Annotated in this window: 15 protein-coding genes; 8 read left to right on the top strand and 7 right to left on the bottom strand. The window is 39.7% G+C overall.

Going from position 1 to position 20,673, the window contains the following annotated elements; all coding sequences use genetic code 11:
* Window positions 1-20: 20 nt before the first annotated feature.
* The 4 genes from DUT68_RS18370 to DUT68_RS13045 all read left to right on the top strand — a co-directional run bounded on the left by DUT68_RS18370 (window position 21) and on the right by DUT68_RS13045 (window position 4,827).
* Entirely contained in the window at window positions 21-194 is a 174-nt protein-coding gene (locus tag DUT68_RS18370) for a hypothetical protein (protein WP_157960865.1), read from the top strand.
* 164 nt (window positions 195-358) lie between these two features.
* Complete coding sequence (locus DUT68_RS13055; protein WP_113638657.1) at window positions 359-2,236, top strand: CocE/NonD family hydrolase; 1,878 nt, start codon at window positions 359-361, stop codon at window positions 2,234-2,236.
* A 118-nt stretch (window positions 2,237-2,354) separates the two neighbouring features.
* On the top strand, window positions 2,355-4,010 hold the full coding sequence (locus DUT68_RS13050) for a M1 family metallopeptidase (RefSeq protein ID WP_113638656.1): 1,656 nt from the start codon (window positions 2,355-2,357) through the stop codon (window positions 4,008-4,010).
* 64 nt (window positions 4,011-4,074) lie between these two features.
* A complete protein-coding gene (locus tag DUT68_RS13045; protein ID WP_113638771.1) occupies window positions 4,075-4,827 on the top strand; it encodes a head GIN domain-containing protein in 753 nt (250 codons plus the stop codon).
* 123 nt (window positions 4,828-4,950) lie between these two features.
* Here the strand turns inward: DUT68_RS13045 and DUT68_RS13040 are convergent, their stop codons facing one another.
* The 5 genes from DUT68_RS13040 to DUT68_RS13020 all read right to left on the bottom strand — a co-directional run bounded on the left by DUT68_RS13040 (window position 4,951) and on the right by DUT68_RS13020 (window position 12,635).
* Window positions 4,951-5,841, bottom strand: a complete 891-nt coding sequence (locus DUT68_RS13040; protein WP_113638655.1) for a hypothetical protein — start codon at window positions 5,839-5,841, stop codon at window positions 4,951-4,953.
* 122 nt (window positions 5,842-5,963) lie between these two features.
* Window positions 5,964-6,683 (bottom strand): DUF2490 domain-containing protein, encoded by a 720-nt coding sequence (locus tag DUT68_RS13035; RefSeq protein ID WP_113638654.1) that lies wholly within the window; start codon window positions 6,681-6,683, stop codon window positions 5,964-5,966.
* Between the two features lie 412 nt (window positions 6,684-7,095).
* Window positions 7,096-8,334: a 2-oxoglutarate dehydrogenase complex dihydrolipoyllysine-residue succinyltransferase gene (gene odhB, locus DUT68_RS13030; RefSeq protein ID WP_113638653.1), complete on the bottom strand. Its 1,239-nt coding sequence runs from the start codon at window positions 8,332-8,334 to the stop codon at window positions 7,096-7,098.
* 94 nt (window positions 8,335-8,428) lie between these two features.
* Window positions 8,429-11,233 carry a 2-oxoglutarate dehydrogenase E1 component gene (locus DUT68_RS13025; protein WP_113638652.1) on the bottom strand — a complete coding sequence of 935 codons (2,805 nt, stop codon included), beginning with the start codon at window positions 11,231-11,233 and terminating at the stop codon, window positions 8,429-8,431.
* Between the two features lie 115 nt (window positions 11,234-11,348).
* The gene (locus DUT68_RS13020) at window positions 11,349-12,635 is read right to left on the bottom strand and encodes a DASH family cryptochrome (protein WP_113638770.1); all 1,287 of its coding nucleotides are present in this window, start codon (window positions 12,633-12,635) and stop codon (window positions 11,349-11,351) included.
* 237 nt (window positions 12,636-12,872) lie between these two features.
* Between DUT68_RS13020 and DUT68_RS13015 the strand changes: the two genes are divergently transcribed.
* Together DUT68_RS13015 and DUT68_RS13010 are read left to right on the top strand one after the other, a co-directional pair.
* The gene (locus tag DUT68_RS13015) at window positions 12,873-13,367 is read left to right on the top strand and encodes a Crp/Fnr family transcriptional regulator (RefSeq protein ID WP_306419625.1); all 495 of its coding nucleotides are present in this window, start codon (window positions 12,873-12,875) and stop codon (window positions 13,365-13,367) included.
* Between the two features lie 179 nt (window positions 13,368-13,546).
* The gene (locus tag DUT68_RS13010; RefSeq protein ID WP_113638650.1) at window positions 13,547-13,984 is read left to right on the top strand and encodes a carboxymuconolactone decarboxylase family protein; all 438 of its coding nucleotides are present in this window, start codon (window positions 13,547-13,549) and stop codon (window positions 13,982-13,984) included.
* A 56-nt stretch (window positions 13,985-14,040) separates the two neighbouring features.
* Here DUT68_RS13010 and DUT68_RS13005 read toward each other — a convergent pair whose 3' ends face one another.
* Window positions 14,041-15,264, bottom strand: a complete 1,224-nt coding sequence (locus tag DUT68_RS13005) for a glycosyltransferase family 4 protein (protein WP_113638769.1) — start codon at window positions 15,262-15,264, stop codon at window positions 14,041-14,043.
* Window positions 15,239-15,865, bottom strand: a complete 627-nt coding sequence (locus DUT68_RS13000; protein ID WP_113638649.1) for a ribonuclease HII — start codon at window positions 15,863-15,865, stop codon at window positions 15,239-15,241. Before DUT68_RS13000 ends, DUT68_RS13005 begins: the two co-directional genes overlap by 26 nt.
* Before the next feature lie 300 nt (window positions 15,866-16,165).
* Here DUT68_RS13000 and DUT68_RS12995 point away from each other — a divergent pair, with 300 nt between their 5' ends.
* Together DUT68_RS12995 and DUT68_RS12990 are read left to right on the top strand one after the other, a co-directional pair.
* On the top strand, window positions 16,166-17,089 hold the full coding sequence (locus DUT68_RS12995) for a peptidoglycan DD-metalloendopeptidase family protein (RefSeq protein ID WP_113638648.1): 924 nt from the start codon (window positions 16,166-16,168) through the stop codon (window positions 17,087-17,089).
* Window positions 17,090-17,321: 232 nt separating this feature from the next.
* Window positions 17,322-19,604: an aconitate hydratase gene (locus DUT68_RS12990; RefSeq protein WP_113638647.1), complete on the top strand. Its 2,283-nt coding sequence runs from the start codon at window positions 17,322-17,324 to the stop codon at window positions 19,602-19,604.
* Window positions 19,605-20,673: the final 1,069 nt, after the last annotated feature.

Here is a 20,673-nt window from a genome sequence, read left to right as displayed (position 1 = left end):
AACTTTATCTAAGTTTGAATATGATTAGATTAAGAAACATTCCATTTTTTGTGGTTGGCCTAGGCGCCCTCCTTTTTGGATTATTGGTATTTAATAATGATTGCCCAACGGTTTGGTACGTAATCGCCTTAATTTATTTTATTTTAGGCTTTGCTTTCCGTAAACCTGTTGATACTGCCGACGGCGGACACTAAGACTTAAGAAAGCTTCTCAAAATGGGAAGCTTTTCTTTTAAAAGCAATCTCCAAGACTGCTTCGTAAACTCGCAGTGACGCTACTATTTTCGTCTTTGCGAGGAGGAACGACGAAGCAATCCCAAGCAATCGACAAACATTTAGCTCCCTAACCAACTTTCACAATGAAAAGAATACTTCTAACCTTTCTTCTAGCTTCCTGCTTTTTAGCATCAAACGCTTTTGCACAGGAAACAGACTCAGCTTACGTACGCAACCACTACACCAAAATCGAACGCCTTATTCCCATGCGTGACGGCACCAAACTATTCACGGCTATTTATATCCCAAAAGATATCTCGGCAGGAAAAAAATATCCTTTTTTGATTAACAGAACGCCCTATACCGTGCGGCCTTATGGCGAAAACGAATACAAAACCAGTTTAGGTGGCTATCCCGCTGTAATGCGTGATGGCTTCATTTTCGTATACCAAGATGTTCGCGGACGTTGGATGAGCGAAGGCAACTTTGAGGATATTAGGCCAACCAATTTGGGCAAAGGCAAAAAGGATATCGATGAAAGTACCGATACCTACGACACCATCGATTGGTTAGTAAAAAACATTAAAAACAACAACGGTAAGGCCGGAATTTACGGTATTTCCTACCCTGGCTTTTATTCCACTACTTCCTTGGTAAAATCACACCCAGCTTTGAAAGCGGTATCGCCACAAGCGCCAGTTACGGATTGGTTCATTGGAGATGATTTTCATCATGGCGGAGCATTGTTTGTAATGGATGCTTTTAAATTCATGACTTCATTTGGCGTTCCTCGTCCAAAGCCAATTACGCCAGACAAAGGTCCAAAGCCATTTGAATTTCCAATTAAGGATAATTATCGTTTCTATTTAGAAGCAGGTTCAGTTAAGAATTTGAAAGAAAAATACATGGGCGATAGCATTAAGTTTTGGAACAACTTATTCAAACATGCTAATCTAGATACTTTTTGGCAGGCTCGTCAAATTACCAGACATTTAACTGATGTGAAGCCAGCAGTGATGGTGGTAGGTGGTTTTTTTGATGCCGAAGATGCCTACGGTGCTTTCGAAACCTACAAAGCCATTGAACGACAAAATCCAAACGCGAATAACATTTTAGTGGCCGGACCTTGGTTTCACGGTGGTTGGGTACGCGGAAAGGGCGAGAGCTTTGGAGACATCAACTTTGGAACGGCTACGAGTACTTATTACCAAGATAACCTGGAGCTTCCTTTCTTCAAATATTACCTCAAAGGCGTAGGTAGTTTCGGTGGTGCCGAAGCCAACATTTTCCTTACGGGAAGCAACCAGTGGCATAAATTTAACACTTGGCCACCACAAAACGTGGAGCTAAAATCGCTTTACTTTCAGCCAAACGGAAAGCTTTCTTTCAGCAAACCAAACCAGAGCAACAGCTTTGATGAATATGTAAGCGATCCAAACACACCCGTACCTTATCAAGATGGCATACAGGCAAACCGCACAAGGGAATACATGATTGATGACCAGCGTTTTGCTTCAAGAAGACCGGATGTAAAAACGTATCAAACCGATGTTTTAACGGAAGATATCACGCTTACTGGTCCAGTTTTGGCCAATTTGATGGTAAGCACCACTGGCACCGATGCAGATTATGTGGTGAAGTTGATTGATGTATATCCAGAAGATACCAAAGCAACATCGCCAGCGGATCAAAATAAAATGATGGCGGGTTACCAAATGTTGGTGCGAGGAGAAATTTTGAGAGGTAAATACCGTAATAGTTTTGAAAAACCTGAAGCCTTTGTGCCAAATCAAGTAACTAACGTAAAATATGCACTGCCAGATGTTGGCCACACCTTCAAAAAAGGACACCGCATCATGGTGCAGATACAGCACTCTTGGTTTCCGCTAGCAGATAGAAATCCGCAGCAATTCATGAACATTTACGAAGCTGAACCTAAAGATTTTAAGAAAGCTACGCAACGCATTTATCATGACATCACAAACAGTTCTTTCCTATCTTTACCAGTATTAAAGCAATAACATACAAAAGTCATCATTGCGAGGTACGAAGCAATCCTACAACATTCGCAACTAACTATCGCTTTAAGATTGCTTCGTACCTCGCAATGACGGCCATAAAAACCAGATATTCATAAAAATGAAAAAAGTATTTATCGCTCTTGCGATCCTAAGTTCTTCTTTAACTATATCCGCCCAGGACATGCTTGGAAGCAATGAAAATAATGCCCGGGCAAAATCCTTACGTGGTGCGCTAACAGATTTACGAACTTGTTATGATATCAATTACTATCACTTGGATGTGAAAATAGATCTTGACAATCGTTCAGTAATTGGCAGCAACGAGTTTGCATTTACCGCTACCAAGGATTTCGATAAACTTCAATTCGATTTATTCGAAAATCTAAAGGTTGAAAAAATAATTTACCAAGGAAAAGAATTGCCGTTCACCAGAGAGTTTGCGGCTGTTTTTGTAAAATTCCCTAAAATAAAGAAAGGCGTAAAAGATAAATTCACTGTTTACTATAGTGGCAATCCTCGTGTAGCCAAAAATGCCCCTTGGGATGGCGGTTTTATTTTCAAAAAAGATAAATCGGGCAATCCATTTGTATCAGTAGCATGCCAAGGTTTAGGCGCAAGTGTTTGGTGGCCTAACAAAGATCATCAAAGTGACGAAGTAGATAGCATGCTCATTAGCATTAGCGCACCAACGGGCTTAGATTGCATTGCTAACGGTCGTAGTAGAGGTAAAACCGATTTAAATAACGGCTATAGCAAACACCATTGGTTTGTGGGCAACCCAATTAATAACTACGATGTAGCATTTTACATTGGAAAATATGCGCACTGGAGTGATACATACGATGGTGAAGGTGGAAAACTAAGCTTAGATTTTTATTCCTTAAAAGAGGATAGTGCCAAAGCCCGCCCACATTGGGACGCTGATGTAAAGCCAATGCTGAAATCGTTCGAATATTGGTTTGGCCCTTTCCCATGGTACAAAGATGGATATAAATTGGTGCAAGCTCCTCATTTGGGTATGGAACACCAGAGTGCGGTAGCCTACGGTAATCAGTTTAGAAAAGGTTATTTAGGCAGTGATTTATCGGGAACTGGGCATGGTTTAAAATGGGATTTCATTACCATCCATGAAAGTGGACATGAGTGGTTTGGCAATAACATCACCACAAAAGACATTGCCGACATGTGGGTACACGAAGGTTTTACAACTTATTCGGAGGCATTGTTTACAGAAAGTACGCAAGGTAAAACCGCCGGCGAAAATTATGTGATTGGTCAGCGTAGAAATATCGGGAATAAGAGTCCCATTATAGGTGTTTACGATACCAACACTGAAGGAGATGGCGACATGTACAACAAAGGTGCTAACTTAATACACACCATTAGGCAGCTCATTGGTGATGACGAAAAGTTTAGGCAAATTCTAAGAGGCTTAAATAAAACTTTCTACCATCAAACGGTAACATCGGCCCAGATAGAACAATACATTGCACAACAAAGCGGACTTAAATTAGACAAAGTTTTTGATCAATATCTCCGTAAGGCTAATATTCCAACGTTGGAGTACAAAATAAATGATGGCAATTTACAGTATCGTTGGATTACAGACGTAACAGGCTTTGATATGCCTTTAAAAGTGACGCTTAAAGCCGGGCAGTACAGCTTAATTAAGCCTACCAATAATTGGCAAACAATTAAGGTCGACAGTACTATCACGAACGATAATTTTTCAATAGACAGAAATTTCTACATCGATGTAAAAAAAGCTGAATAATTTTTGCTTTGGATGCAACGTTGTTAATTATGATACCGTCTTGTATAATAACAACAAAACTGAAATGAATAGAAAATATATCTCCATTGGCTTATTATTAGCAGTAGCTACGGCCAGCGCCAATCCAATTCAAACTGAATTACCAGTAAATATCAGTCTTGCTAAAAATAGCAGTAAGGCAAAAGAAATAGAAGTAAAAAACTTTAGCTCGGTAGCAGCCGGCGGCCCCATTGAGGTGATTGTAACCCTTGGTAATACCGAAGGAATTAGGTTTGAGGGTGATGCCGAAGCGATTTCAACTTTAGTAGCTGAAGTGAAAGGAAACTCGCTGATTATCCGCCCGCAGGTAAGCTGGACTAGCTGGGCACACAAATACAGGGATAAAAAAATTACTGCCTATGTTAATGCAAAGGTGCTCAAAAGCTTAACCATGAGCGGTGATGGCTCAATTACGGTAAAAGGAACCATTACCCAAAACTCTTTTGTAGCTACCTTAAGCGGATCTGGCGCAATCAATGCCAATATTATTGCTGGCGATTTTAATGGGGTGATCAGCGGTTCTGGCAAGTTAAATGTTACTGGCGAAGCCGATAATGTAACTGCAACTATTAGCGGATCGGGCGTACTTTCTAAAAAAGGAGCACTAAAAGCAGGTTCTTTGTCGGCAACTATTAGTGGCTCTGGAAGTGTTTACGTACATACCAATGGCGATATCAATGCCATTATCAGCGGTTCAGGAAAAGTATATTACACAGGAAATGCAAGCGTGAGCGAAAAGAAATTCTTAGGTTCGGGCGGTGTAAAAAAACTAAGTTAATTAATAAGCATACTATTTTAGGGTGTTCCGATAATTAATTGGAACACCTTTTTTGTATCTAGTAACTCGATATATGTGTGAGTGTAATTAGGAGTCTTATATGAGCCTTACAACTCAACTAATTTAGAACTGATACCCTATAGCGGTATAGTTTTCCAAAAACCTTATCGTTTGCATTGCCCTATCAATATCGTTTCTACCGGTGGTGTGAATTTTATTCATATCGATATATCCGGCTTTCGTTACATTTTGGAAGTATAATTTCCTTGTAACATTGAACTTCAAGCCCGCTTTAATTGAAACACCATAGCCTGCAAAGTTCCAGAAGTTATTTTCCCCCACTCCGAAAAGACGCACATCAGAACGAGGAATTACAAAACCCGCTCCTACACCAGTCTCCATAGCTAGCATTTGCTTCTTATTTTTAGCTACCCAAATATCATCGTAGCGTTCTACTTCCGCACTTACATAGTTTAAACCATCCGTATGTTCGAACGTTAACATATCATCCTTTACTTCTAATTGCTGATTTTTATATATGCCCGCATAGTTGCCGGTAGTAATGCCCGGGTTAGAAACAGATGGATTAATGTAACCGTCGATAGTCACTTTCTGCGGAATATCCATTACATACTTCATGTGATCCCACCCAATAGAAACACTGTAATTATCTTTGAAAAAATATCCGAACCTGAAATCAAACTGTGGCGTAGTCAGCTGCGCTGGATTGATATAATCTAAGCTTATTTTAGATGGTCGATCTTTCGCAGTTACATTTTTCAAAGTAAAATCATAACCTGGCCCTTTGAAGGTGATATCACTTCTATCATACCAAGAGAAATTCCATCCCCAATGGATATAAACCTTACCTTTTCGAGAAAAATCTCTTTTATTAGTATTCGAGAATAAGCTTTTCCCAATCTCTACGGTTGGGGTTAACTTAGCTATGTTTTCCTGAGCATTTAACTTTCTACCAAGTAATAAAGCAAAAATTAGAATAGATGTACGTTTCATGACGCAAAGCTGCGTAAAATACGCTAAACTTTTAAGTACAAATACGCTTTTAACTTAGGTATGACTTAACTAAACAAGTGATGTATTTTAAAAAAATAGTTTTTTGATCTCAGTACCTTACATTAAAACCTCGTATACAGTGCGAGTTGAACAACGTTATTTACCGTATTGGCGCTAGCCCCTTTAACAGCTTGATTTAAATATCCAGCTTCGATATCAAAGCTTTTAGATACGCGATAACCAATTGCTAAATAAGCCCGGTTTTGATCAAATAAACTTCCATTTAACTGATCTTTGTTCTGAATGTTAAAGAACAACTCGTTCTGCAACGCAGCGAAAACTCCTTTGGTAAATGCACCTTCTTGCTTTTGTAGCGGTTGCACTAATCTAAAAAAGTAACGGAAACGCTGGGCAAACAGGTCGTCGGTTTGGCGCTCTATAAAACGTTGTTCTAACCTAAAACGGTGACTTAAAGCTGCACTTTTCCAAGGTTGGTGGCTGTAGATATATTGCTGCCAAATGCGGTGCTCAGTTAGGGTGCTTTTTGGTGATACGCCTCCTACTACACTATTGTTTTGCAAAAAAGTTGGTGTGTATAAATAACCTAAGGTTGCATTGGAGCTTTTATTGATATAGTAGGTGATCCCTGGACGAACCAGCACATTTCTTACACCGTCCCAATTATTCTGCGAACGCAATTGAAAATCAAAGTGTAGACCCCATTTCTCGTTGAATTTGGTACTATTTAAAAATAACAACCATCCTGTATTTTGAGTAACTGTTTGGGCTTGCAACAATAATGCAGTGAAGCTGAAAATAGCCAGCAGCAATATTTTTCTCATTTGGTTTTAATTAGTGTGACCAACGAAAATATTAAAATAAGTTAGAATAGACGTATTCGTAACAGAAAGTAGACAAATTGATTTTTACTCGGCGGGCCGTCATCCAAAATTAAATAGTATCCTAAATTAAAGTTTGACTCGAGTCCAATAACTTTTTGATTGAATTATGTAATTTAAAGCTGACCCTGAAATAAATTCAGGGTGACACGCTAAAATTTCTCCTTATCCTTGTCGTCATTGCGAGGAGGAACGACGAAGCAATCTTAAAACTATTAACAAACAATAAACGACACAAAAAAGCCTTGCTCAATTTCTTGAGCAAGGCTTTTAATTTAATATCGTCATGCTAAACTTAGTTCAGCACTAGTTGCACTCAAAAATGCCTACACTGAGGTATTCAGCGCAAGCAATTTTAAACTCCTAATAGCAATCTTGCTGGATCTTCTAATAATTGTTTAACTCTTACTAAGAAACCAACCGACTCACGTCCATCGATAATCCTGTGGTCGTAAGATAATGCAATATACATCATCGGGCGAATCACCACTTCTTTGTTTTCGGCAATTGGGCGCTCCACAATGTTGTGCATACCTAAAATTGCAGATTGAGGTGCATTGATAATTGGTGTAGACATCATTGAACCAAATACACCACCATTGGTGATGGTAAAAGTTCCGCCAGTCATTTCTTCAATAGTCAATTTGCTATCTCTTGCTTTAGTAGCCAATTCAATTACAGTTTTCTCAATTTGAGCCAAGCTCATGCTTTCTGCATTTCTAATAATCGGAACCACCAAACCTTTGGGAGCTGATACAGCGATTGATACATCAACAAAATCATTGTAGATGATATTTTCGCCATCAATACGAGCATTAACCGCAGGGAAATCCTTCAAAGCTTCACAAACCGCTTTGGTGAAGAAACTCATGAACCCTAAGCCTACTCCATGTTTCTCTTTAAATTGATCTTTATATTTACCACGCAAATCCATGATTGGCTTCATGTTAACCTCATTAAAAGTAGTTAACATTGCTGTTTCATTTTTAACTGCAACTAAACGTTTAGCAACAGTTTTGCGCAATGGCGACATTTTTTCAGTACGCTCGTTTCTTGAACCTGCAACAACAGGAGCAGCCGCAGCTTTGGCAGCTTCTACTTTCGGACTACCTGCTTTCGGACTTTCGGACTTTTGTGCATTATTCGCATCTTCTTTGGTTATTCTACCATCAACGCCAGTGCCTTTTACGCTACCCGCATCAATACCTTTTTCTGCCAAAATTTTACCAGCAGCAGGTGATGGTGTTCCAGACGCGTAACTGTCTTTCGATTCTTTTTCAGCCACCGGAGCCGCAGCTTTATCTGCCGCAGGAGCGCTTTCAGCTTTAGGCTTTTCGCTTTCTGCTTTAGGAGCAGCGCCGCCTTCTTCAATAGTACAAACTACAGCACCAATTTCTAAGGTATCGCCTTCAGCAGCTACTACCTTTAAAGTTCCTGATTGCTCTGCAGTTAGTTCGAATGTTGCTTTGTCTGATTCCAGCTCAGCAATAATTTCGTCCATCTCTACAAAATCACCATCGTTTTTAACCCAACGAGATAACACTACCTCGGTAATCGACTCGCCTACCGGCGGAACTTTGATTTCTAAACTCATATTTTTATGTATGTTGTAAGGTTGAAATGTTGTAAAGTTGAAACGTTGCACATGTACAACATCTCAAATCTCACATCTCAGTTCTCAAATCTATTTAATCTACTTTATCTTTTACTGCGTTTTTCGATGTTTCTTTAATCGAGTTCTTAGCTATTTCAGCAACCGAAGTTTCGAAAGTTTTTGCCACAATGTAAGCTTGTTGGTTAGTATGTTGTTTCATATATCCTGTTGCCGGACTGCTACTTTCTTTTCTTGAAACTACATCAATATCGTTTAATGACGTTTTTCTTAAGCGACGGAGCATGTATGGCCAAGCACCTTGATTTTCTGGCTCTTCTTGTACCCAAAGTACATCTTTGGCGTTTTTGTACTTCGCAACAATGGCTTCCATTTGCTCCACAGGCGTTGGATAAAGCTGCTCAACACGTACAAGTGCCACATCCTTACCATCATTGTTTTTCTGTGCATCAAGTAAATCGTAATAAACTTTACCTGAACAGAAAACCACACGTTTCACATCAGCCACTTTTACATTTACATCATCAATCACTTCTTTGAAACCACCATCAGTAAAATCATTCAATGGGCTAACGCAAAGCGGATGACGCAATAAACTTTTAGGACTGAAGTTCACCAAAGGCTTACGGAAATCACGCTTGAATTGGCGGCGTAAAGCATGGAAGAAATTTGCTGGGGTAGTACAGTTAGTTACCTGCATGTTGTACTCTGCACAAAGTTCCATGAAACGCTCAATACGTGCTGATGAGTGCTCTGGACCTTGACCTTCATAACCGTGAGGCAACAACATCACTAAACCATTAGCTCGTTGCCATTTAGTTTCCGCACTTGCGATGTACTGGTCAATTACAATTTGAGCTCCGTTAAAGAAATCACCAAATTGTGCTTCCCAAATTGTTAAGGCATTAGGATTAGCCATCGCATAACCATATTCGAAACCTAAAACACCATACTCTGATAAGTGTGAGTTATAGATATCAAACTGTGCCTGCTGCTCTGAAATATTCAACAATGGAGTGTATTCTTCCTCCGAATCTTCTAAAGTTAATACCGCATGGCGATGTGAGAAAGTACCTCGTTTCACATCCTGGCCACTTAAACGCACACGTTTACCTTCGGCCAATAAGGTTCCGTAAGCTAACTGCTCACCCATTGCCCAGTCGAAAATGTGGGTATCAGTAGCCATCTTTAAACGCTCTTCAAATAATTTTTCAATTTTTTTGAAGAACTTTTTGTCCTTTGGCAAAGTGGCAATACGTTTGGCCACCTCTAACAAAGTATTTTTTTTCACGCCAGTTTCAGGAGATTTTTCGAAATCTTTTTCTGTAGCTAAACGCATATCAGCCCAAGCACCACCAAATTTTACTTCAGCCAATGCCGCATTATATTCTTTTGCTTCGTTTAATGAAGTTTGAAGATGAGCTTTAAACTCTTTCTCCATATTCTTAGCGGCAGCATCATCTAATTTTCCTTCTTTAATCAGTTCTTCAACATAGATTTTTAAAGGATTAGGATGTTTTTCAATGGCCTTATACAACAAAGGTTGTGTAAATTTAGGCTCATCCGACTCGTTGTGTCCAAATCTGCGATAGCAAAGAATATCAATGAATACATCATTTCTGTATTTCTGACGATATTCCATCGCTAAATTAATGGCATACACTAAGGCTTCTGCGTCATCACCGTTTACGTGGAACACTGGTGATAGCGTTACTTTCGCAATATCCGTACAATAAGTGCTTGAACGGGCATCTTTATAGTTGGTAGTGAAACCAATTTGGTTGTTGATTACCAAGTGGATGGTTCCTCCGGTTTTGTAACCATCTAAGCCAGCCATTTGAATCACTTCGTAAACGATACCTTGTCCCGCAACAGAAGCATCACCATGGATTAATATTGGTGCTAAACGACCATTATCGCCATTGTATTTGAAATCGATTTTCGAACGGCTCATTCCTTCCACAATGCCATCAACAGTTTCTAAATGCGATGGATTAGGGCAAAGACTTAAGTGAACGCTTTTTCCGTTGGCGGTAGTTACGTCAGTTGAGTAACCTAAGTGGTATTTTACGTCGCCACCAAAAGGCGTTTCAGGGTTGTAGCTACGGCCTTCAAATTCTGTAAAAATATCTTTATAGCTTTTTTGCATGATATTAGCCAACACGTTCAAACGACCGCGGTGCGCCATACCAACAACAAACTCTTCAATCCCTAACTCAGCACCTTTTTCAATCACCGAATCCAAAGCGGGAATCAAAGCCTCTGCACCCTCTAAAGAAAAACGTTTCTGACCTAAAAACTTAGTACCAAGAAAGTTTTCGAAAACTACAGCTTCGTTCAATTTCTTTACCACACGCATTTTTTCATCAGCAGACAGCTTAGGTGTATTACGCTCACCCTCCATTTTGGTTTCTAACCATTTTAACACCTCAGGCGTACGTACATACTTGTACTCTACGCCAATTGGGCCGCAATAGGTTTGCTCCAAAAAGGCAACAATATCTTTAAGTTTTGCAGGGCCAATGCCCAACTCCACACTCGAATTAAACACCGTATCTAAATCGGCACTGCTTAATCCAAAATTTTCAATTGCTAGGGTAGGTAAATGTTTACGGCGATCTCTAACCGGATTTGTTTTGGTAAAAAGGTGACCACGCTGACGGTAGCCATTGATCAAGTTTAGTACGCTGATTTCTTTTAAAAACTGCTCTGGAGCTTCATCTGCACTTACAGCAGTACCGCCTGAGTTTCTTCCAAAATCGAAACCTTCAAAAAACTTTTGCCATCCAAAATCTACAGAACTAGGGTCTTCTTTGTAACTCTGATATAGGGAATCCACATAATCGGCATTGCTGCCGTTGAGATAAGATAAATTATCCATTTGTATATTATAACTATTACGATAAGTATTGCAAAATTAGGATTTTACCTTTAAAAAGGGCAATAAAATCACATTTAAATGTCAATAAAAATTTAATTAAAGTATAGACGCTTTTTTAAGCTTGAACGACCTGTGCGAATGCACCTTTTGGATCTAAAAATTTCAAAAGCTTCTCAAAATCAAAGCTGGAAGATAGTTTTTGATCATTACCGACACCGGCAACAGTTGCCCAATTACCCCAGTTACTTGCAGGGCAATAATCAATTAATTTCTCTTCGAAATAGGCGGCTCCCAACACCCAATTTATGCCCAACACTTTTACCAAATACGTGGCAACCAACTGCCTAGCTACCTGATTAATATATCCTTTTGTGTTGAGTTCTTCCATAAAAGCATCAACCAGTGGCTGCCCGGTTTGTCCAAGCTTCCAACCTTGTAGTTGCTGACTATAGTTGAGCGGTAAATCTAAAGCATCCTTTTTGAAACCCTGAGGCGTAAAAAAAGTACCGCCGTATTTTTTGAACATGAAACGGAAATAATCTCTCCAAAGCAGCCCCAATATAATTTGATGGAAATACGGTTTAACACCGTAAATGGCTTCTGCATCCTGCATTTTCCAGTAAACTTCTCGAGGCGATAAGCAGCCTAAAGCAAGCCAAGCCGACAATTTGGATACAATTTCGTGCTTTTTCAAAGAGGCGTTGGCTAAAATCATTCCCTCACCTGCATGCAAGTAATCATGTAAGTGACTTAAAGCTTCTTTTTCACCGCCAACAAATTCCGAATTAAGCGTTAGCGCATTAGCTTCACTATCCTGTAGAAGTGCATTAATTTCTGGAATAGCGCCCCAATCATCGGCACTAACAAATGAAATTGTAGTTGGCGTTGCGAAACACGGCTTTACGATTGCGTCTCTTTCAGTCTTTTTCTTGAACTGCGTAAACACATCAGGGATATCCTTAATAGGAAAAGGCAAATCTTCTTTATTGTAAAGCGTATGGCCAATAAAATGCTTCAAATTAACTTTGAGTTTCCATAAGGCATCCTCAACACTTACACTAACTGCAGTTTCTTCTCCCGCCACCTCACGATGATGGTATACTTCGGAAAGCTCGTACTTAGCTACCAATTCTGGCAATAATTCTTCCGGATATCCGCTTAGCACCAACAAATTACCTCCTAAACCTTGCAGCGATTGCTGTAAAGAAGCAACACTTTGCAACAAGAATTTTGCTCTTGTAGCTCCAGTTTTGTAGGTATGGTAAGCTGTTTTTTGGAAATGACGTGGATCAAAGATGTAGACGGGCAGTATTTCATCAGCTTTTGAAATAGCTTCAACCAGCATTTCGTTATCATGCAAGCGAAGATCATTTCTAAACCAAACTAAAATCTTTTTGCCCATACCCTTTAGCAATTTATCATAAGTGGTATGCAATTTGCGAAAATTTTAGTGCATCTAGGCAATCCAACACCTCAATTTTACATATCTATAACATATCAGCATAACAACAACACTGTTTAAAAAGATGGTAAAAGACCATATCTTAGCCTTCAAATGCAAAAGCTATTTTTACAACATATCAGGAAATTCACCAATCTTAGCGACTCGGAATTTGAAGAAATAATTAAGTTTTTTGAATTGTTGCAAGTTAAAAAGAAAGAAATCCTGTTGAGGGAGGGGCAAATTTGCCGTAAACATTTTTTTGTGTTGAATGGTTGTTTGCGACTGTTTTTTGTGAAAGAGAACGGAATAGAGCAAACCACTCAATTTGCTATAGAAAACTGGTGGATAACTGATAATTTTGCTTTTTTGGCGCAGCAGAAAAGTAATTTTGCGATTCAGGCTGTAGAAACTTCAACTGTTCTATCTATTAGCTTTGATGCGCAAGAAAAGCTACTGAACCGCTTTCCTCAAATGGAGCGATATTTCAGAAATGTATACGAAAAATCTTTTGCTGCTTCTCAAATGCGCATTAAATACATTAATGACTATTCCCGAGAAGAACTCTACCATCATTTCGCCTTACTACAACCTGCTTTTTTACAACGCATTCCCCAGTACATGCTGGCTTCGTATTTGGGTTTTACACCGGAGTATCTGAGTGAGATCAAGAAAAAACATCTTGGAAAGTAACTCACATTTCTCGTCACCCTGAATTCATTTCAGAGTCTGTTAAACCAAACTGATGCTGAAATAAATTCAGCATGACGAAAACATAAAATAACGCAACCTAATTTCTTAAACTGGTTTAAGTTTTATGGATAAAATGCACAATAACTTTGCTTCATCAAATCACCATTAAAAGATTAAAGATGAAAAGAATAGACCTGTTCAGCGTAGAACCAAATGCTTACAAAGCCTTAGTGCCTTTAGAAACTTATGTGCAAAGTAGCGCACTAACAAAAACCCATAAGGAACTGATTAAAATTAGGGCATCCCAAATTAATGGCTGCGCCTTTTGCTTAGATATGCACACCAAAGATGCGATGAAATATGGAGAAACGCCACAACGAATTTTTCTGTTAAATGCTTGGCGTGAAACTGATTTGTTTACTGAGGAAGAAAGAATCGTTTTGGAATTGACAGAGCAAATCACATTGATACATAAAGGCGGCGTAAGTGATGAGCTTTATAGCAAAGCCATTGCTACTTTCGGCGAAAATTACGTGGCGCAAATTATCATTGCTTGCGTAGCGATCAATAGTTGGAATAGAATTGCGATTAGCACCAACAAGGAAATTGCAAAGTAAGAAAAGCCTCAGCTTGTTCAGCTAAGCTTGTTTTATGCAATAACATTATGGCAAGCTTATGCTGACAATGGATCTTCCTTTGCCACTAGCAATGCCACATAAATATCGAACATTCTTTTGGCGCTGCTATTAATTTCATGATACTTTTCGGCGGTTTTCCTGGCATTCTCGCCAATTTCCCTCCATTTGTTTGGCTGTGTGATGCACTTCAAAATGGAACGATAAAATTCGTCTGCAGTATCTGCAATCAATATATCCCTGCCATGCTTACAATCGATACCCTCAGCAGCCATTGTAGTAGCGATGATACATTTTTGCATGGCCATACCCTCAATAATTTTAACACGCATCCCACTTCCAGATAACAAGGGCACAATCATGATGGCTTTGCTGTTAATGAAATCAACGGCATCAAACACCTCGCCTTCTACAATCAGGTTGTCCGAATCGTAATTAAAAAACTGCTTTTGCATGTTTTTACCTGCGATGTAAAATCGTAGTTCACCGCTCAACTCTTCAATATCTGGCCAAATTTCATCCAAAAACCACTCCAAGCCTTCTTTATTGGGACGCCAATCCATCGCTCCCAAATGAAAGAGTGTAGGAAAGCTAGTCTTAGCCGTATCAATTTGATATTTTTCGAAATCAAGCGCTACAGGAAAAACCTCCAACCTAGTTTGACATCCCATCAGCAGCAACTTTTGACGATCAGGCTCACTGATAGCAAACACTTCATGAAAGCGATTAATTTGCTCCATTTCGTAGGCTTTCAATCGGCGAGATAAGAACTCCAAATAAGTACGCCTTGGCGTGAAGCGTTCACGTAATGCCAAGCGCTCCCAAACGTCGTGCTCTATGTGGTGTGCTCTGTAAATCAGCTTTGCTTTGCTGCATTGCTTTACTATATCCAAATATGGCACAACAAAAAGCCCTTCAAATTGCACAACATCAAAATCATGTTCACGAAGCACATTTTCCAACACCTTTTCCGCGTCGTAATCAAAATATCGCGATACGTTATAAGACTGATTGGAGAAAATATTGACAAAAGCATCCCAAACATTTACCTCAATATCAATGGTAAAAGAATGAAAATCTATGGCTTCAAATACTGGATCGTAAATATCATCCACGTCCACATATTGCTTTGAATTGTTTAAGCTAAACAGTGTAATTTCAGCTCCGCAGGCAAGCAAACCCTTAACAGTATTATACACTACTATTGGATAACCGCTATTTGGCGGAAACGGGACGCTATGGCTCAACAGAAGTACTTTCAAAATCAAAAGTTAAAGTAAGCTGTGGACTGCTAACGTTAAATGTTTTTCGATGGAACGGCGATGGACCTAAATTAATAACCGCATTACGATGTGCAATGGTAGGATAACCTTTGTTCTTTTTCCATTCATATTGCGGATAATCGATGTCCAGCGCAGCCATATATTCATCTCGGTGAGTTTTGGCCAAGATAGATGCCGCAGCAATATTCAAATATTTGCCATCACCTTTAACGATACACGAATGTTTAACATTTTGGTAGGCCTTAAACCTGTTTCCATCAATCACTAAAAATTCTGGACGCAAAACGAGCTGGTCTAAAGCTCTGTGCATTGCCAAAAATGAAGCGTTCAGGATGTTGATTCGGTCAATCTCCTCGTGATCTACCATGCCAACCGCCCAAGCTAAAGCCTTTTCCTCAATAATTGGGCGCAATTCATCTCTCTGCTTGTGCGACAACTGTTTTGAATCTGTTAAGCCTTCTAAATAAAAATCCCGAGGCAAAATAACTGCAGCAGCTACCACTGGCCCAGCCAAGCAGCCACGACCAGCCTCATCACAGCCAGCCTCAACAAGTTCTATTTGATAACAGTTCAACAGCACCTTACAAAAATAACAATACAAAGCTTTAAGTCACCAAACTAAATTCATTTAAACTTGAACGCCATCATTATTTATTTGATTTACAATAACATACAATATTTTATAGCTAACTAACCTCGATACTGAACATGAAAGGTAACTAGCAATGAATTATTAATCGAGCTAGGGTTAGAAGCAAATTTCCTTAAAAAAGTATGTGCTACCTAACGGAAAAATGAGCTAAAGTTAGCACTAAACAGAGTTCGTTATTTTTCCCACTATCCCTTGGAAAAGCTATCTTCGTTAAATTAAATCATCAAAATGAAATTAAAAAAATCTATTTTATCGCTACTTGTAATTTTAGTCTACAGCAATTTAAAAGCTCAAGACCAAGCGCTTATCGTTACTACTAAAAGTAATCCAGACAGAAGCGTAACGCTTACCGCTGAAAAAAAACCAGAAGGCACCTATACTTTGGTTATCAACTTTAAACAACTAACTAATGCAAACAGCTTTGGCAATCCTATTTTCAGAATAAGAAATAGCAACGACAATTTCCTGACGTTAAACCCATCTAATAAAGATCAAGGCATAGGTCTTTCCTACAGCTATTCTTACATTAGGGGTGAGCTCAACCCAAAAGTTAACACACTCTTCGTTTACGCACTACCTTATAAAGCGGGCAAAAAAACCAGACCAGTTGAATCTAAGTTTGTGAATGCCACTTATTTCGGCGCTACAACCCCGGAAGACTGGAAAGTATATCACTTTTATAGCGATGAAGCCGACACCGTTACCGCTGTTAGAAAAGGTACGGTTGTAGAAATTGTGGATTTGTATGACGATGACACGAAGGACTTACGATATACCAGTAAAACAAATAGCTTAATTATTGAACATGCTGATGGGACGCTTGCCACTTACAGAGGTTTCAAGAAAGGAATTTTTGTTAAAGAAGGTCAAATTGTATTTCCAGGCACTGCCCTGGGAATGAACTCGATCGCTAATGACAGACACGGGATTTCATTGATGATAACCTACCTAAAATCGGCAGATATTACAACGGCAAGAAGCAATATTAAAGAGTCGAAAAGCCTGTACGGCTTTGTAGATCCTTATTTCTGCACCACGGCCAATGCGAATGGTAAGCTAACCAATCAACAATTTTATACTGCAGTTCTTCCGGCAGAACTTATCCAAAAAGAAATGAGCAAAAAAGAACTTAAAGCACTGAATAAAAAATAGTGCTCATTAAGTCGGCCCGATGTATCTTTTCTCTTGCCCAAGTATAGTTGAAGGATTACTTCCCAAGAACTATTGGAGCAGGCTGTACCTTTTAATGATGAAAAAAGACTCGCCATTGGCACTATTTAGAATTTTTCCAAATAATATAATGATAAACGGATGATGCCGTTAAAGCCGTTTTTTTCGTAAATTCGCTCGATTTAAGATTTTTAACCTTTTAAACAGATTATCAATGGCTTTTGATATAGAAATGATCAAAAAGGTGTACGCAAACTTTGGGAGCCGTGTAGATGCTGCCCGTGAACTAGTTGGTAGACCTTTAACACTTTCAGAAAAGATATTATACGCACACCTTTGGGATGGAAAAGCAAAAAAAGCTTTTACCCGCGGTACGGATTATGTAGATTTTGCACCAGACAGAGTGGCGATGCAAGATGCTACGGCACAAATGGCTTTATTGCAATTTATGCAAGCTGGCCGACCAAAAGTGGCGGTACCTTCTTCTGTACATTGTGATCACTTAATCACTGCCAAATTAGGTGCTGAAATTGATTTACCTCATGCTAAAACTGAAAGTGCCGAAGTTTTCGACTTCCTTTCGTCAGTTTCTAACAAATATGGTATTGGTTTCTGGAAACCAGGTGCAGGTATTATCCACCAAGTAATTTTGGAAAACTATGCTTTCCCTGGCGGTATGATGATTGGTACAGATAGCCACACCGTAAATGCTGGTGGTTTGGGAATGTTAGCTATTGGTGTTGGCGGTGCCGATGCTTGCGATGTAATGGCTGGCTTACCTTGGGAACTAAAATTCCCTAAATTAATTGGCGTGAAGTTAACCGGTAAATTAAATGGTTGGACTTCGGCTAAAGATGTGATTTTAAAAGTTGCCGGTATTTTAACTGTAAAAGGTGGTACTGGTGCTATTGTAGAATATTTTGGCGACGGCGCTATTAACCTAAGCTGTACTGGTAAAGGTACTATCTGTAACATGGGGGCAGAAATTGGTGCTACTACTTCAACTTTCGGATATGACGAGAGCATGGAGCGCTATTTACGTGCTACTAACCGTGCCGATGTAGCCGATGCTGCAAATGCAGTAAAAGAGCACTTAACTGGCGATGCTGAAGTGTACGCACAACCTGAAAAATACTTCGATCAGTTAATCGAAATTAATTTAGATGAGCTTGAGCCTTATTTGAATGGCCCTTTCACACCTGATTTGGCTACTCCAATTTCTCAAATGAAAGAAGTTGCTGCTGCTAACGGTTGGCCAACTAAAGTAGAATGGGGATTAATTGGTTCTTGTACCAACTCTTCTTATGAGGATTTATCTCGTGCTGCTTCTGTTGCTAAACAAGCAATCGCTAAAGGCTTAGGCAAAAAAGCTGAATTTGGTATTAACCCAGGTTCTGAGCAGGTACGCTACACCGCAGATCGTGATGGTTTATTAGATACTTTCACTGATTTAGATGCCACTATTTTTACTAATGCCTGCGGACCATGCATTGGTATGTGGGACAGAACAGGTGCCGAAAAACAAGAAAAAAACACTATCGTACACTCGTTTAACCGTAACTTCGCTAAACGTGCCGATGGTAACCCAAATACTTTTGCTTTTGTAACTTCTCCAGAAATTGTGGCTGCTCTAGCTATTGCCGGCGATTTAAGCTTTAATCCACTTACTGATACGTTAACCAACGATAAAGGTGAGCAAGTGAAGCTTGATGAACCTACTGGATGGGAATTGCCTGAAAAAGGATATGCTGTTGAAGATGCTGGTTACCAAGCTCCCGCTGCTGATGGCTCGGGTGTTGAAGTAATTGTTTCTCCAACTTCTCACCGTTTACAATTGCTTGATCCTTTTGCTGCTTGGGAAGGTACCGACTTGAAAGGGTTGAAGTTATTGATCAAAGCTAAAGGAAAATGCACTACCGACCACATTTCGATGGCTGGTCCATGGTTGAAATTCCGTGGTCACTTAGATAACATCTCCAACAACATGTTAATTGGTGCTGTAAACTATTTTAACGACAGTACTGATAACATCAAAAATCAATTGACTGGCGAGTACGGACCTGTTCCTGCTACGCAACGTGCCTACAAAGCGCAAGGAATTGGTTCAATTGTAATTGGCGATGAAAACTACGGCGAAGGTTCATCTCGTGAGCACGCTGCAATGGAGCCCCGTCATTTAGGTGTACGTGCTGTATTGGTAAAATCTTTTGCCCGTATTCACGAAACCAACTTGAAAAAACAAGGGATGTTAGGTTTAACATTTGCTGATAAAGATGATTACAACAAAATCCAAGAGGATGATACCATCGATATCTTGGGCTTAACAGAATTTGCTCCTAACAAACCATTAACTTTGGTGTTGCACCATGCTGATGGAACTACAGAGCAATTTGATGTTAACCACAGCTATAATGAACAACAAATTGAGTGGTTCAAAGCTGGTGGGGCGCTAAATATCATCAGAAGAGAAGCTGCTGCTAAAGCTGCACAAGCATAAAATAGTTGGAGAGTCGGTAAAGACTGAAAGACAAATCCCAACTGGTGTAAAAGCTAGTTGGGATTTTTTATTTTTAACAAACCGAACCCTGCCACTTTTATTAGAGAGCAATTACTGTGTTACTATTTCACGATAGTCTCGCTGTACATTACAACTCCTCGCCTACGCTTCGCTTCGGCTGCGGGGTTTCCATTTCCATCAAGTCTATTTAAATATATCCACTGCTGTTATGGAGCAACCTTTCCGCTCACGTTAGCGTTCTAGCTAACTTACAAAATCGTATTCCTAAGCTACCCGTTGGCGGGGACGCCAACAAGAGCGCAATGCTACAATACTGCAATCAAAACATACAGCCTGACACCGTCCCCCCCACAACGTACAAAGTGGTTATTGACAATTAATCTCAAAAACATGACTAAGCTACCCGTTGGCGGGGACGCCAACAAGGGAATAGGCAGCACAGCTTAAACAACTTCAACTATCTCGCTCATGTTGGCGTCCCCGCCAACGTGCAAATTGGCATACTGCTACTCTTTATAGTGAGTTGCAAAATCAAACGAACCGTCACCATTCTCATAAAAAGACGCGGACGACCAAAAGTATTTTTCTGGCAAGTCGGTAAAGACTGAAAGACAAATCCCAACTGGCGTAAAAGCTAGTTGGGATTTTTATTTATAACAAACCGAACCCTGCCACTTTTATTAGAGAGCAATTACTGTGTTGCTATTTCCCGATAGTCTCGCTGTACATTACAACGCTTCGCTTCGGCTGCGGGGCTTCCATTTCCATCAAGTCTATTTAAATATATCCACTGCTATGATGGAGCAACCTTTCCGCTCACGTTGGCGTTCTAGTTAACTTACAAAATAGTATTCCTAAGCTGCTCGTTGGCGGGGACGCCAACAAGAGCGCAATGCTACAATACTGCAATCAAAACATACAGCCTGACACCGTCCCCCCCACAACGTACAAAGTGGTTATTGACAATTAATCTCAAAAACATGACTAAGCTACCCGTTGGCGGGGACGCCAACAAGGGAATAGGCAGCACAGCTTAAACAACTTCAAC

The sequence above is a fragment of the Pedobacter zeaxanthinifaciens genome, from assembly GCF_003313335.1.
GTDB classification, from domain to species: Bacteria; Bacteroidota; Bacteroidia; order Sphingobacteriales; family Sphingobacteriaceae; genus Pedobacter; species Pedobacter zeaxanthinifaciens.
Note: the sequence above shows the minus strand (reverse complement) of the source record. Positions and strands in the feature narration are given on the sequence as shown.

Bases quoted from the DNA above. Each gene is read 5' to 3' on its own strand.
- DUT68_RS18370 (WP_157960865.1), top strand. From the start codon at position 21: ATGATTAGATTAAGAAACATTCCATTTTTTGTGGTTGGCCTAGGCGCC.
- DUT68_RS13055 (WP_113638657.1), top strand. From the start codon at position 359: ATGAAAAGAATACTTCTAACCTTTCTTCTAGCTTCCTGCTTTTTAGCA.
- DUT68_RS13050 (WP_113638656.1), top strand. From the start codon at position 2,355: ATGAAAAAAGTATTTATCGCTCTTGCGATCCTAAGTTCTTCTTTAACT.
- DUT68_RS13045 (WP_113638771.1), top strand. From the start codon at position 4,075: ATGAATAGAAAATATATCTCCATTGGCTTATTATTAGCAGTAGCTACG.
- DUT68_RS13040 (WP_113638655.1), bottom strand. From the start codon at position 5,841: ATGAAACGTACATCTATTCTAATTTTTGCTTTATTACTTGGTAGAAAG.
- DUT68_RS13035 (WP_113638654.1), bottom strand. From the start codon at position 6,683: ATGAGAAAAATATTGCTGCTGGCTATTTTCAGCTTCACTGCATTATTG.
- odhB (WP_113638653.1), bottom strand. From the start codon at position 8,334: ATGAGTTTAGAAATCAAAGTTCCGCCGGTAGGCGAGTCGATTACCGAG.
- DUT68_RS13025 (WP_113638652.1), bottom strand. From the start codon at position 11,233: ATGGATAATTTATCTTATCTCAACGGCAGCAATGCCGATTATGTGGAT.
- DUT68_RS13020 (WP_113638770.1), bottom strand. From the start codon at position 12,635: ATGGGCAAAAAGATTTTAGTTTGGTTTAGAAATGATCTTCGCTTGCAT.
- DUT68_RS13010 (WP_113638650.1), top strand. From the start codon at position 13,547: ATGAAAAGAATAGACCTGTTCAGCGTAGAACCAAATGCTTACAAAGCC.
- DUT68_RS12995 (WP_113638648.1), top strand. From the start codon at position 16,166: ATGAAATTAAAAAAATCTATTTTATCGCTACTTGTAATTTTAGTCTAC.
- DUT68_RS12990 (WP_113638647.1), top strand. From the start codon at position 17,322: ATGGCTTTTGATATAGAAATGATCAAAAAGGTGTACGCAAACTTTGGG.